The organism is Streptomyces sp. NPDC058683 (genome assembly GCF_042716195.1).
Lineage (GTDB): Bacteria > Actinomycetota > Actinomycetes > Streptomycetales > Streptomycetaceae > Streptomyces.
This window is the reverse complement of the sequence record NZ_JBHXSK010000107.1, coordinates 1-13,078: the sequence shown is the minus strand read 5'-3', so window position 1 is coordinate 13,078 and position 13,078 is coordinate 1. Positions and strand designations below refer to the sequence as shown.

Annotated in this window: 9 protein-coding genes and 2 CRISPR repeat arrays; of the genes, 8 read left to right on the top strand and 1 reads right to left on the bottom strand. The window is 70.0% G+C overall.

Translation table 11 applies throughout. The features are described 5' to 3' along the window. Nucleotides 1–37: 37 nt before the first annotated feature. On the bottom strand, nucleotides 38–973 hold the full coding sequence (locus ACFWXC_RS52560) for a DUF5655 domain-containing protein (protein ID WP_384491394.1): 936 nt from the start codon (nucleotides 971–973) through the stop codon (nucleotides 38–40). 205 nt (nucleotides 974–1,178) lie between these two features. Further along, nucleotides 1,179–3,221: a CRISPR direct-repeat array (repeat unit 29 nt; unit sequence GGGAACATCCCCGCGGGTGCGGGGAGCAG). 206 nt (nucleotides 3,222–3,427) lie between these two features. Here ACFWXC_RS52560 and cas3 point away from each other — a divergent pair. Genes cas3 through cas2e form a run of 8 tightly spaced genes read left to right on the top strand, consistent with a single transcriptional unit; the run spans nucleotide 3,428 to nucleotide 12,776 of the window. After that, a complete protein-coding gene (gene cas3, locus ACFWXC_RS52555; protein ID WP_384491392.1) occupies nucleotides 3,428–6,355 on the top strand; it encodes a CRISPR-associated helicase Cas3' in 2,928 nt (975 codons plus the stop codon). Continuing rightward, nucleotides 6,336–8,066, top strand: a complete 1,731-nt coding sequence (casA, locus tag ACFWXC_RS52550; protein WP_384491390.1) for a type I-E CRISPR-associated protein Cse1/CasA — start codon at nucleotides 6,336–6,338, stop codon at nucleotides 8,064–8,066. Before cas3 ends, casA begins: the two co-directional genes overlap by 20 nt. Further along, a complete protein-coding gene (gene casB / locus ACFWXC_RS52545) occupies nucleotides 8,063–8,749 on the top strand; it encodes a type I-E CRISPR-associated protein Cse2/CasB (protein ID WP_384491388.1) in 687 nt (228 codons plus the stop codon). Before casA ends, casB begins: the two co-directional genes overlap by 4 nt. Further along, nucleotides 8,746–9,939: a type I-E CRISPR-associated protein Cas7/Cse4/CasC gene (gene cas7e, locus ACFWXC_RS52540; RefSeq protein ID WP_384491386.1), complete on the top strand. Its 1,194-nt coding sequence runs from the start codon at nucleotides 8,746–8,748 to the stop codon at nucleotides 9,937–9,939. The genes casB and cas7e overlap by 4 nt, the downstream gene beginning before the upstream one ends. Next, nucleotides 9,936–10,661, top strand: a complete 726-nt coding sequence (gene cas5e / locus ACFWXC_RS52535) for a type I-E CRISPR-associated protein Cas5/CasD (protein ID WP_384491384.1) — start codon at nucleotides 9,936–9,938, stop codon at nucleotides 10,659–10,661. Before cas7e ends, cas5e begins: the two co-directional genes overlap by 4 nt. Next, nucleotides 10,661–11,452, top strand: coding sequence for a type I-E CRISPR-associated protein Cas6/Cse3/CasE (gene cas6e / locus ACFWXC_RS52530; RefSeq protein ID WP_384491382.1), 792 nt, complete (start codon nucleotides 10,661–10,663; stop codon nucleotides 11,450–11,452). Before cas5e ends, cas6e begins: the two co-directional genes overlap by 1 nt. Continuing rightward, nucleotides 11,449–12,417 carry a type I-E CRISPR-associated endonuclease Cas1e gene (gene cas1e / locus ACFWXC_RS52525; RefSeq protein ID WP_384491380.1) on the top strand — a complete coding sequence of 323 codons (969 nt, stop codon included), beginning with the start codon at nucleotides 11,449–11,451 and terminating at the stop codon, nucleotides 12,415–12,417. Before cas6e ends, cas1e begins: the two co-directional genes overlap by 4 nt. Next, nucleotides 12,414–12,776, top strand: coding sequence for a type I-E CRISPR-associated endoribonuclease Cas2e (gene cas2e, locus ACFWXC_RS52520; RefSeq protein WP_384491378.1), 363 nt, complete (start codon nucleotides 12,414–12,416; stop codon nucleotides 12,774–12,776). The genes cas1e and cas2e overlap by 4 nt, the downstream gene beginning before the upstream one ends. 92 nt (nucleotides 12,777–12,868) lie before the next feature. Continuing rightward, nucleotides 12,869–13,078: a CRISPR direct-repeat array (repeat unit 27 nt; unit sequence CTGCTCCCCGCGCCCGCGGGGATGTTC).

Here is a 13,078-nt window from a genome sequence, read left to right as displayed (position 1 = left end):
TCGAGTAACCGATGCGCCAGCCGCCCTTTCGCTTGCGTCAGGCAGCCTCGAACGCCCGCCGGATCAGCGGTGCCGCTTTCTCCAGGTCAGCCGCCGAAGCGAGGCGTACCTCCAGGGCGCCAGTCCCGAGATGGCCGATGCCGCGCATGTCCCGGGTGAAGCCGTCCTCCAGCGTGACGGTGTCCGGGTCGAGTCTGAGGTAGATCAGGATCGCCTCGTGCTTCGGGCGGAAGATCACCGACGCCACGTTCACCAGCCGCCGGTAGGCGATGTAGTGCCGAAGGGGCGCCACCTCGACCTCACCCCACGCTGTGAGAGCGTCGTCCAGCTCCGCGTACAAGTCCCGTAGGCAATCTGGGACAAGGCTGGGCCTCGTCGACGAGGGAACCACCGAGGTCGCTGGCATGCTGTCGGCCGCTGCGTCGCGTTCCTGGTTCCGCCGAGACGAAACGGTGCTCGGCGAACCGGGCGAGGAGTCCACGAGCAGCAGGCTCAGCAGGTCGCCCTCGAAAACGCGATAGCGCACCAAGTCGATTCGCTGGGGCAGTCGTTGTACGGCCACGCGATCGTGATGGGAGAAGCTGGCAGCGATGCAGACCATCCGCGGCCGACGCCAGTCGATGGACTCGGCGGCCTCCGGTCCCAACACTTTCCTGGCGAGCGCCTCGATTTCATGGTGTGCCGACTCCAGCCAGGACAGGTAGGAGACGGCCTGCGACAGCACGCCGCTGTCGGAGCCCTTTTTGTATTCGATCACCACCGGGCTGCCGTTCTCGTCCAGCCCCAGGGTGTCGATCCGGCCCCGGTGCCACGGACCGGTCGGGTACTCCGACGCCAGGAACCGGATGCTGAGCATCTGCTCCAGGCCGGCCTCGACCCGCCGCTGCAGCTCCACCTCCAGCGCCACCGTCGAGCCCCGCAGCTCGATGTCCCGGCCATCGACATCCAGCCGGAACAGCTTCAGGTCGGTCACCTGTGTCCCCCTCCCACGATCATTACGGCAGGAGCAATCGAAAGCGACGTACAGGTATTCCGGGTCCCGGGCGTCAAGCAGTTCGGGACTATCCCGGCGGGTGCGGGGAGCAGACCAAGACCTCGGGTTCTGACCCCGCCCACCTGGGCATCTCAATGGCCGTTGACAAGCGGGCCAGCTCGGCGACCTTGGCGCCGCCCTTGGTGGGAACATCTCCGCGGGTGCGGGGAGCAGGGCGACAGGTAACGGCCCATGATGCTCTCGGTGGGAACATCCCCGCGGGTGCGGGGAGCAGGTGACGGCGCTCCCGTGGGCGTGCATCACGGCGGGAACATCCCCGCGGGTGCGGGGAGCAGCGTGGGACGCGATCCGCGCTCGCCACAAGGGCGGGAACATCCCCGCGGGTGCGGGGAGCAGAACAGCGCGCCGGCCGCCAACGAGGTCATGAAGGGAACATCCCCGCGGGTGCGGGGAGCAGCGGTGCGGCCGGCGGCTGCTCCGGCGTCTTCTGGGAACATCCCCGCGGGTGCGGGGAGCAGTTCTCGGTCCTCGGAACACGCAAGGGCTACCGGGGAACATCCCCGCGGGTGCGGGGAGCAGGACGAACCCGAGGGGCGGCATGCCGTCCCAGCGGGAACATCCCCGCGGGTGCGGGGAGCAGTCAGCTGGTCGGTCTGGTCCTGCTGCGGGGTGGGGAACATCCCCGCGGGTGCGGGGAGCAGCCGACCTGAGAGAGCAGATCGACATGACCGAGGGGAACATCCCCGCGGGTGCGGGGAGCAGCGCAGGGCCTGTTTCCCGAAGAACATCGCGAGGGGAACATCCCCGCGGGTGCGGGGAGCAGGTTCCTCACGCGGATCTCGCGGGAAATCGGCCAGGGAACATCCCCGCGGGTGCGGGGAGCAGCGCTACGGCGCCGCGCTCTCGCACTATGGCGAGGGAACATCCCCGCGGGTGCGGGGAGCAGTCCCCACGGTGGTCCCGGCTCTCACCCCGGTCGGGAACATCCCCGCGGGTGCGGGGAGCAGGGCGCGTCCGAACAGTCGCTTCCGTCATGCCAGGGAACATCCCCGCGGGTGCGGGGAGCAGTTGGTGTGGCCGCAGATGCAGACGGTGCGCGGGGGAACATCCCCGCGGGTGCGGGGAGCAGGGATTCAAGGTTTGCAGGACATCGAGCATCCTGGAACATCCCCGCGGGTGCGGGGAGCAGGGTCGGACAGGAGCCGGCCCCGCCGTACCCCTGTGGAACATCCCCGCGGGTGCGGGGAGCAGGTCACCGGCCAGTGCTCCGTGTGCAGCGGCCGGGGAACATCCCCGCGGGTGCGGGGAGCAGAGACCCGGCGTGGCTTCCGGGTTTGGCGACTCGGGAACATCCCCGCGGGTGCGGGGAGCAGACCACGCCCAAGCCGCGCACCGAGCTGGTGGAGGGAACATCCCCGCGGGTGCGGGGAGCAGGATCGTGAATTCACGGCCGATCTCTTCCTGGAGGGAACATCCCCGCGGGTGCGGGGAGCAGGGCCGGGTCGTCCACGGTGACGAAGTCGAGTTGGGAACATCCCCGCGGGTGCGGGGAGCAGGACCGTGGCGGCCCCGTTCCCGAACATCGACGGGGAACATCCCCGCGGGTGCGGGGAGCAGAAGCTGTCCGACACGGTCACCGTGAACGTGTCGGGAACATCCCCGCGGGTGCGGGGAGCAGGCCGACTTCAGCGTCCTGCCGCAGCGGAGGCAGGGAACATCCCCGCGGGTGCGGGGAGCAGACATCCAGGCCGATCGCCAGGAGGCGGTCAGCGGGAACATCCCCGCGGGTGCGGGGAGCAGGGCCGGGACCGTTCATCGTCAACGGGGCCGTCGGGAACATCCCCGCGGGTGCGGGGAGCAGAGCCTGCCCTCGTTGACGAGGTCGCTGAGGGCGGGAACATCCCCGCGGGTGCGGGGAGCAGGCGACCTTGTTCCAGACGCCGACGATGCCGCCGGGAACATCCCCGCGGGTGCGGGGAGCAGTTGAAGATGACCGGCCTGCTGTTCTGCCGGAGGGGAACATCCCCGCGGGTGCGGGGAGCAGTGCAGCGTTGGCAGTGGACGGGCTGGCCCCAGGGGAACATCCCCGCGGGTGCGGGGAGCAGCATTGAGGATTCACTGAATGAGTCACTGAATCGGGAACATCCCCGCGGGTGCGGGGAGCAGCCCTCCGGCGGCGCAGGCGCAGGCTCCGGACCGGGAACATCCCCGCGGGTGCGGGGAGCAGACTGTCTGACCTGCTGGTCTAGGGTTAGGGCGGCGCGGTTTCACATACTTTCGCCGATCTCGACAAAGGGTGCATTTCGCGCTTATCTCTTTCCGGGGTGGGTGCTTATAGCGCCTGGCGGGGGCTGGATAGCTCCATCGGCTGCAGATCGAGTCCGATTCCTCAATTTGGCCTGCTGGGTGTTGGTTTGCGTGTAGGTATCTTGCATGACCAGTGGGGGTGTTTTCGGTTGCGGACTGTTGTCGCGGCTTCAGGTGCCGGCGCGGTCGGTATGGGCGAAGCATGACCGTGATGCTGACGGATGGTTGCCCTTGTGGCGGCACATGGAGGACAGCGCTGCCGTTGCCGGTCTTCTGTGGGACGAGTGGCTGCCGTTCGGTGTGAGGCGGTTGATTGCTGAGGCGTTGCCCGGTGGGGAGGGGGACGGGCGCAGGCTTGTTGTGTGGCTTGCGGGTGTGCATGACATTGGTAAGGCGACGCCGGCGTTCGCCTGTCAGGTCGATCAACTCGCCGATGTCATGCGGGAGAAGGGTCTGGAGATGCGGTCCCGTCAGGCGATGGGGCCGGATCGGCGACTGGCACCGCACGGGCTGGCTGGTCAGGTGTTGCTGGGGGAGTGGTTGGAGGAGCGTCACGGGTGGGCGGCCAGGCAGACTGGGCAGTTCACTGTGGCGGTGGGTGGGCATCATGGGGTGCCGCCGGAGAACGGTCAGATCAAGGCCCTGTACGACCATGAGGAGTTGCTGCGTACTCCTGGCCGTAGCAGTGGGGTGTGGCGGCAGGTGCAGACGGAGCTGCTCGACGCGTGCGCGGGGTGCTTCGGCGTGGGGGATCGGCTCCAGGCGTGGCGGGAGGTGAGACTGCCGCAGCCCGTGCAGGTGTTGCTGACCGCGCTGGTCATCGTCTCCGACTGGATTGCCAGTAATCCGGACCTCTTCCCGTACTTCCCGGATGCCGCGTCGCGTGGCAGTGAGGAGCGGCTGGCGGCGGCGTGGCGGGGGTTGGATCTCCCGGCGCCGTGGCGGGCGGCAGAGCCTGCCGGGGATGCGCAGGAGCTGTTCGTGTCCCGGTTCGGGCTTCCGCAGGGGGCGAGGGTCCGGCCGGTTCAGGAGGCGGCGCTGGCGTTGGCCCGGGAGATGGAGGCGCCCGGGCTGATGGTCGTCGAGGCTCCGATGGGGGAGGGGAAGACGGAGGCGGCGCTCGCTGTGGCCGAGGTCTTCGCGGCGCGTTCGGGTGCGGGCGGTGTGTTCTTCGCGCTGCCGACGATGGCGACGGGCAATGCGATGTTCCCGCGGCTGCTGGAGTGGCTGAAGCGGCTGCCGGACGACGACAGTCGCCGTCACTCTGTGCACCTTGTGCATTCGAAGGCGGCTCTGAATGAGGACTTCGCCGGGTTGCTGGCCCGTGGCGGGCAGGTGACGGCGGTCGATGTGGATGCCGCCGCGCCTGTGTCCGGGCGGCTGGGTGAGGCGACGCGGTCCGCGGGCGCCGAGCTGGTGGCTCACACCTGGCTGCGGGGCCGTAAGAGGGCGATGCTGGCGTCGTTCGTGGCCGGTACCGTCGACCAGCTGCTGTTCGCCGGGCTTAAGAGCCGACATCTGGCGCTGCGTCATCTGGCGGTGGCGGGCAAGGTTGTTGTGATCGACGAGGCGCACGCCTACGACACATACATGAGCGTCTACCTGGACCGGGTGCTGGCCTGGCTGGGCGCCTACCGGGTTCCCGTGGTCGTTCTTTCTGCGACCCTGCCTGCTGCGCGTCGGCGTCAGCTGGTCGAGGCGTATTCCGGGGTGGCCGGCACGCAGGCCGACAGCGCTCCGGCAGACGGGGAGTATCCGCTGCTCACCGTTGTCGCGCCGGGCGGTAGGCCCGTGGTGCGCCAGCCGGCTGCTTCGGCCCGGTGCACGGATGTCCGGGTCGAGCGCCTTGCGGACGGTCTGGATGTTCTGGCCGACCGGCTGGAGACGGAGCTGGCCGGCGGCGGGTGTGTCCTGGTCGTCCGCAATACGGTCAAGCGAGTGCTGGAGACGGCCCGTGTGCTGAGGGAGAGGTTCGGCGACGGGAACGTCAGCGTGGCGCAGTCGTGTTTCGTGGACGTCGACCGGGCGGCCAAGGACCGTGACCTGCTGAGGCGGTTCGGTCCGCCGGACAAGGCGACGGGGCGGCCTTCGGGCCGGCACATCGTGGTGGCCAGCCAGGTAGCCGAGCAGTCCCTGGACGTGGACTTCGATCTCCTCGTCAGCGACCTGTGCCCGGTGGACCTGCTGCTGCAGCGGATGGGCCGACTACACCGTCACCAGCGCGGGGAGGGCCAGAGCGAGCGGCCCGCGCGGCTGCGTGCGCCACGGTGCCTGCTGACCGGCGCCGACTGGGAGGCGGACGTGCCAGTCCCGGTGCGCGGATCGGTCGCGGTATACGGCGCGTATGCGCTGCTGCGGTCGGCCGCGGTGCTGCTGCCCCATCTCGACGGCGAGCCGCAGCGCCCCGTGCGGCTGCCCGCTGACATCAGCCCGCTCGTCCAGGGCGCGTACGCCGAGGCTCCGGTCGGGCCGGAGCATTGGGCGCCGGCGCTGGAGGAAGCTAGGGCGCGGTTTGAGCGGCACCGGGCCGACCAGGCCGAGCGGGCGGCTGTGTTCCGCCTCGGTGAAGTCGGCCGTCCCGGCAGGGCGTTGTTCGGCTGGGTAGCGGCCGGGGTGGGCGATGCCGACGACACCCGCACTGGGCGGGCCCAGGTCCGCGACAGCCGGGAGAGCCTGGAAGTCGTCGTCATGCAGCGGCGTGCCGATGGCACTCTCGCCACTCTCCCGTGGCTGGAAGCAGACAAGCGGGGCCGTCGGCGCGGGGGACTTGAGCTGCCGCAGGATCAGGTGCCCACGTCGTTCGCTGCTAGGGCGGCGGCGAGTTGCGGGCTGCGGCTGCCCATCCAGTTCTCCTACGCCGAGACCCTCGACAAGGCCATCGCGGAACTGGAGCAGCTGTACGTGCCCGCATGGCAGGGCAAGAACAGCCCGTGGCTGGCTGACCAGCTGATACTCGCGCTCGATGAGGATTGTCAGACCCTGCTGGCAGGCTATGCGCTCCACTACAGCCCTTCCGACGGCTTGGAGGTGACCCGTGACGGAACCGGCTGGTGATAGCACGGCCCATGTCCCGTTATTCGACCTGACCACCGAGCCGTGGATCGGGGTCCTGAAATGTGACGGCTTGCAGGAGGAGCTGTCGCTGCGTCAGGTCTTCGCTCAGGCGGCCGAGGTGCGGCGCCTCGCGGGAGACCTGCCCACCCAGGAGTTCGCGTTGCTGCGCCTGCTGCTGGCCATCGCCCACGACGCCCTCGACGGCCCCCGCGATGTCGAGTCCTGGGGTGAACTGTGGGCCGACCCGCGGTGCTTCGCGCCGGTCGGTGCCTATCTGGACACGCACCGCGAGCGCTTCGACCTCTTCCACCCGGCCGCCCCGTTCTTCCAGACCGCTGGGCTGCGGACGGCGAAGGATGAGGTCTCCTCTCTCAACCGGATCGTGGCCGACGTGCCCAACGGGGAGCCCTTCTTCACCGCCCGGATGCCCACCGTCGAACGGCTCACCTTCGCCGAGGCGGCCCGCTGGGTCGTCCACGCCCACGCCTACGACACGTCCGGGATCAAGTCCGGTGCGGTGGGCGATGACCGGGTCAAGGGCGGCAAGGTGTATCCGCTGGGAACGGGATGGGCCGGCGGCCTGGGCGGCGTCTTCGCGGAAGGCGACACCCTGCGCGAGACGCTGCTGCTGAACCTGGTGGCCGCCGACACCGACGCCCTGGAGTTCGCGGCGGACGACCGGCCGGCCTGGCGGCGTGAACCGTGCCCTCCTGGCGGATCCGAACGTACGCCGACTGGGCTGCGCGATCTGTACACATGGCAGTCGCGCCGACTGCGCCTCCACCACGACGAGGACGCGGTCACGGGCGTCGTTCTCGGCTACGGAGACCCGCTCGCGTCCCGGAACATGCACCGTCGTGAGCCGATGACCGCGTGGCGGCGCAGCCTGGCGCAGGAGAAGAAGCTGCGTCAGTCGCCGGTCTACCTGCCTCGCGAGCACGATCCGGCCCGCTCGGCGTGGCGGGGCATCGCCTCCCTCGTCGCGGACCGGTCGGATACGGATACGGTGCAGGGCGCGGAGGCAGCCGCCTACCTGCGGCCCAGGCTCCTGGAGTGGATCGCCCGCCTGGTCACCGAGGGGGAACTGCCGCGGGGCTTCCTGATCCGGGCCCGGATCGTCGGCGCCAAGTACGGGACGCAACAGTCCGTGATCGATGAGGTGGTCGACGACCAACTCGCCATGCCAGTTGTGCTGCTTCACCGCCAGGACCGTACGTGTGCCCGGCAGGCGATCGGAGCTGCCGAGGACGCTGACCTTGCGGTGCGGGCGCTGGGCGATCTGGCCACCGATCTGGCCCGTGCGGCCGGAACCGAGGGTGAGGGGGCACGATCGGCAGCACGTGAACTCGGGTTCACCGCACTGGAGAACCCCTACCGCACCTGGATCGCCGCCCTGGCGGACGCCGGTGACCCGTTCGAGGGCCGCCGTCGATGGCAGCGCGACGTACACGGAATCGTCGACGGTCTCGGCGACCGACTCATCGCACAGGCGGGGGATGCCGCCTGGCAGGGCAGGACCGTCACTGACAAGAAGGGCGCTCTGTGGCTCAATGCGGGTCTGGCCGACAAGTGGTTCCGCGGCCGGCTGGCCAAGGCTCTGGGCCGCCCATCGGAGTTCGGTGAGCGAGACGACGCAGGCACACCTCTGTCAGGTCCGCCCGGCCGTCATGAGTCCGACCCGTCCGCGACCGACCCGAAGGTACCCGCATGACCACCATCACAGCCCCGCCGACCGCTCGCTCACGGATCGCCGAACTCGCCGCCGCGCAGATCAAGCCGTGGCAGGACGGCTACCTCAGGGACAGGCCGAAGGATGTCGCAGTGCTGGCCCGTCTGCGCCGTGGCGCAGGCCGCGATGCCGCCGATCTGCCCGACCTGTGGGAGCTGGTCGACACTTCCCCCCTGCAAGCCCGCCTGGAAGGCGTGCGGCCGCTCGGCGAGGAGGAACTCGTACGTGCGGAGGACGCCCTGCACGCGGCCCTCACGCTCTGGGCGCTGCACCAGCAGTCCCGCGGCGCGCCCATGCACCGCCCCCACACGTACAAACGGCCGGCCGGACTGGGTGCGGCTGTGCGGCGTCTCATGCCGCCGGACGGCGTCGACGAGCCCGTCCGCAAGCGCCTGGTGCGAGCCGGCACCGCCCCCGACCTGACCAGCCTGTCCCAGCGGCTGCGCGACTTGATCGTCCTGCTGCGCCGCGCGGACATCCCCCTCGACTACGGCCTGCTCGCTGGACAGCTCTACACCTGGCAGTGGCCCGGTGGCGCCGACACCGTCCGCCGCGAGTGGGGCCGCTCCTTCCACTCCTGGCAGGAACCGGCCGCACAAACCACCGGCCAGAGCCTCGACGACACCGCCGCCGGCCTCGACGACAGCGACAAGGACGCCTCGTGAACCGCATCTTCCTGGACGTGCACGCCCTGCAGACCGTCCCGCCCAGCAACCTCAACCGTGACGACACGGGCGCGCCGAAGACGGCCGTGTACGGCGGTGTCCCGCGTGCCCGCGTCTCCAGTCAGGCGTGGAAGCGGGCCACCCGCACGTACTTCGACGACGAGCGCCTGCTCGATCCGAGCGAACTCGGCGTGCGGACCAAGAAGGTCGTGGAGCTGCTCGCCAGGCGCATCACCGAGCTCGCCCCCTCCCTCGGCACGGACACGGCCCTCACCCTCGCCGACGAGACGGTCAAGGCGACTGGGCTGAAGACCGAGGTGCCCAAGCGGAAGGCCGACGCCGCCAAGGAGTCTGGGGACACCCCGGCGCCGGAGGCGAAGTACCTGGTCTTCCTCAGCGCCCGCCAGCTCGACGGCCTCGCCCGCCTCGCCGTCGACGGCGCCGCCGACATCACGGCCTTCCTCAAGGAGAAGACGAACAAGGAGAAGGCCAAGGAGATCGCGGACAGCCGCCACTCCGTCGACATCGCCCTCTTTGGCCGGATGGTCGCCGACGCCGCCGACTTCAACGTCGACGGCGCCGTCCAGGTCGCCCATGCCATCAGCGTGCACCGGGTGGAGAACGAGTCCGACTACTACACGGCCGTCGACGACGAGAACACCGAGGAGGAGACCGGAGCCGGGATGATCGGCACCGTCGACTTCAACTCCGCCACCCTCTACCGCTACGCCGCCCTCGGCGTCCACCAGCTCGCCGCCAACCTCGGCCAGGGCCTGCGCGAGGACGAGCCGAGGACCGAGCCGGTACGCCGTGCGGTCGAGGCGTTCGTGCACAGCTTCGTCGCCTCACTGCCGACGGGCAAGATCAACACCTTCGGGCACCACACCCTGCCCGACGCGGTCGTGGTCAAGCTGCGCACCACGCGCCCGATCAGCTTCGTCGCCGCCTTCGAAGAACCCGTCCGTGGCGACCAGGGCGGCCACGTCCGGGAGGCGTCCGATCGCCTTGCCGCTTACGTCCCGGACATCGAACGCGCCTACGGCGACCAGGACTCCACCCTCAGCTGGGTCCTGCGCGTCGGCCCCAACACCCTCAAACTCGCCGGCCTCGGCACCGAGTCCGACACCCTGGGCGATCTTGTCACCGCCGTGGGCCAAGCTGTCGCCGGACACCTGGGCAAGCCCGCATGAGCGGCGTGCTCGCCCTGCGGCTGGCCGGCCCTCTGCAGTCCTGGGGGGCCTCCTCCCGCTTCACCCGCCGTACCACCGAGTCCGCCCCCACCAAGAGCGGAGTCATCGGCCTACTCGCGGCCGCGGCAGGCATCGAACGTGGTGACGACACGGCACTCGCGCCCCTGGCGGCCCTGCGGTTCGGCGTCCGGATCGACCAACCCGGCACCCGCATCCGGGACTTCCACACCGCGCACCACGCCGTCACCGGCAAATCCATGCCGCTGTCGGAACGCTTCTACCTCGCCGACGCCGTCTTCGTCGCCGCCCTCGAAGGCGAGCACACCCTGCTCACCGATCTGCATGCCGCGCTGAAATCCCCGGTCTACCTGCCGTTCCTCGGCCGCCGCTCCTGCCCGCCTGCCGCACCGCTCGAACTGGGCCTGTACGAGGACGCCTGCCTGGAACGTGTACTCCGAGAGGTGCCGTGGCAGGCGTCCGCCTGGTACCGCAAGCAGCACCGCTTCCGTCCGGAGGAAGGACTGACGGTGCTCTGGGAGGCGGCAGCCGACCAGCAGGGCGGTGCCGACACGCTGCGCGACCAGCCGCTCAGCTTCGCCGCCGCACACCGCCGCCACGCCCTGCGCACCGTCGTCACCACCAAAGTGCCGGTGCCCGGCGCCGTCGCGGCCGGCGCCCCGCGGCATGACCCGTTCGATGCTCTGGAGGATGAGAGCAGCTGATGTTCCTCTCCCGCTTCCGCCTGAACACCGCCCGTCCCGGCGCCCGCCGACTGCTGTCCTCGCCGCAGGCCCTGCACGCAGCCGTCATGTCCTCGTTCCCCGGCCTGCTGCCCACGGACGTCCCCACACCGGACGCGCCACGGGTGCTGTGGCGCCTGGACCACCAGGCCCGCGCCGAGGTGCTGCTGTACATCGTCAGCCCCGACCGCCCGGACCTCACCCACCTCGTCGAGCAGGCCGGCTGGCCGGCGGCAGCCGCAGCCGACCCCCACACCCCCGGCTGGCAGACCAGGCCCTACACCCCGTTCCTCGACAAGCTCTCCACAGGCGACCGCTGGGCCTTCCGGCTGACCGCCAACCCGGTCCACACCATCCGCCGCACCCCCAACGAGCCCCGCAAGATCACCGCCCACCTCACCCCCGTCCACCAGACGGCATGGCTGATCGAGCGCCAGAAGCGCAGCGGCTTCCGCATCCTGGAGAAGGCCGACGACAAACGTCTCCTGCCCAGCGGCACGACCTACCAGGGCAAACACGAACACCACGGCGACCGCTACGAGCTGTCCATCCGCGACCACAACAATCGCTCCTTCGACAAACGGCGCACAGACGAGGGCAGGAAGAGCAAACCCGTCACCCTCGTCGCCGTCACCTTCGACGGCCGGCTCGAAGTCACCGACCCCGCGGCCCTGCGCCGCACCCTCACCCAGGGCATCGGCCGGGCCAAGGCCTACGGCTGCGGTCTGATCACCCTGGCACCCCTCACCCCACCCGCCCGGCAGACACCATGACCACAATCTCCCAGCACGCCGCACTGACACCGCGACAACTCACCCGCACCGGCGAGCGCATCTCCTTCATCTACCTGGAACGGTGCACCGTCCACCGGGACGCCAACGCCATCACCGCCCAGGACGCAGAAGGCACCACCCACATCCCCTCGGCGACCATCGGCACCCTCCTCCTCGGCCCCGGCACCCGCATCACCCACCAGGCGATGAGCGTGCTGGGAGAAACCGGCGCGGCCGTCTGCTGGGTCGGAGAACGAGGCGTGCGCTACTACGCCGCCGGCCGCGCCCTCACCCGCTCCTCAGCACTCATGGAAGCCCAAGCCCAGCAGTGGGCCAACACGCGCAGCCGCCTCGCCGTAGCCCGCGCGATGTACCGGCTGCGCTTCCCCGACGAAGACCCCGCCGGCCTGACCCGCCACGAACTCCTCGGCCGGGAAGGACGCCGCGTCAAAGACTGCTACCGCGCCCAGGCCGCCCGCACCGGCATCCGCTGGCGCGGCCGCCAGTACGCCCCCGGTGATTTCACTGCCGCCGACGCTGTCAACCAGGGCATCACCGCAGCAGCCCAGTGCCTGTACGGCATCGCCCACGCCGTCGTCACTTCGCTGGGCTGCAGCCCAGCCCTCGGCTTCGTCCACTCCGGACACGAACTGTCGTTCGTCCTCGACATCGCCGACCTCTACAAGACCGAGATCGGCATCCCACTCGCCTTCGACGTCGCCGCGCAGGACGAGGAGGACGTCGGCCCCCGCACCCGCCGCGCTCTGCGGGACCGCATCAACGAAACGTCCCTGCTGGAGCGCTGCGTCGACGACATCAAACACCTGCTGCTGCCAGCAGAAACCAGCCCGACCGACCCCGGCGGCGACCGGGACGTGGTCACCCTCCAAAGCGACAGCGGCCGCGAAGTCCCCTCCGGCTTCAACCACGACGACACCAGCGACTACGAACAGGTGGCCTGGTGACCGTCATCGTCCTCACCAACTGCCCCGCAGGACTCCGTGGCTTCCTCACCCGCTGGCTCCTGGAAATCTCCGCAGGCGTGTTCGTGGGCAACCCGTCAGCCCGCATCCGCGACGCACTCTGGCACGAGGTCCAGCAATACGCCGGCCAAGGACGCGCCCTGCTCGCCCACACCACCAACAACGAACAGGGTTTCACCTTCCGCACCCACGACCACGCATGGCACCCCGTCGACCACGACGGCGTCACCCTCATCCACCGCCCTGACACGAACCCCCCGTCCCCGCAGGCGCCCCAACCCGCCACGCCCCGTCCCGGATGGAGCAAGGCGGCTAAACGGCGGCGCTTCGGAAGAACATGAAGGGCACTGTGATGGATTTAGGTGAATTGCCGGTTCCAGTGAAAGTGCTTTGGAACCCGCCGCCTCGGAGGTAAACGCCCAGGTCAAGCAGTCTGCTCCCCGCGCCCGCGGGGATGCTCCCGACGCGGTGGCCGCGCTGGGCTTCCTGCTGGCCTGCTCCCCGCGCCCGCGGGGATGTTCCCCGGCCGGTCGGGGGGCTCCCTCCTCGGTCAGGCTGCTCCCCGCGCCCGCGGGGATGTTCCCTCCGCGGCCACCGCCTTCCAGGCGGACGGACCCTGCTCCCCGCGCCCGCGGGGATGTTC

What these genes read in the sequence shown, in the direction of transcription:
- cas5e (WP_384491384.1), top strand. Translation starts at nt 9,936, where the DNA reads ATGAGCGGCGTGCTCGCCCTGCGGCTGGCCGGCCCTCTGCAGTCCTGG.
- cas3 (WP_384491392.1), top strand. Translation starts at nt 3,428, where the DNA reads ATGACCAGTGGGGGTGTTTTCGGTTGCGGACTGTTGTCGCGGCTTCAG.
- cas1e (WP_384491380.1), top strand. Translation starts at nt 11,449, where the DNA reads ATGACCACAATCTCCCAGCACGCCGCACTGACACCGCGACAACTCACC.
- cas6e (WP_384491382.1), top strand. Translation starts at nt 10,661, where the DNA reads ATGTTCCTCTCCCGCTTCCGCCTGAACACCGCCCGTCCCGGCGCCCGC.
- casB (WP_384491388.1), top strand. Translation starts at nt 8,063, where the DNA reads ATGACCACCATCACAGCCCCGCCGACCGCTCGCTCACGGATCGCCGAA.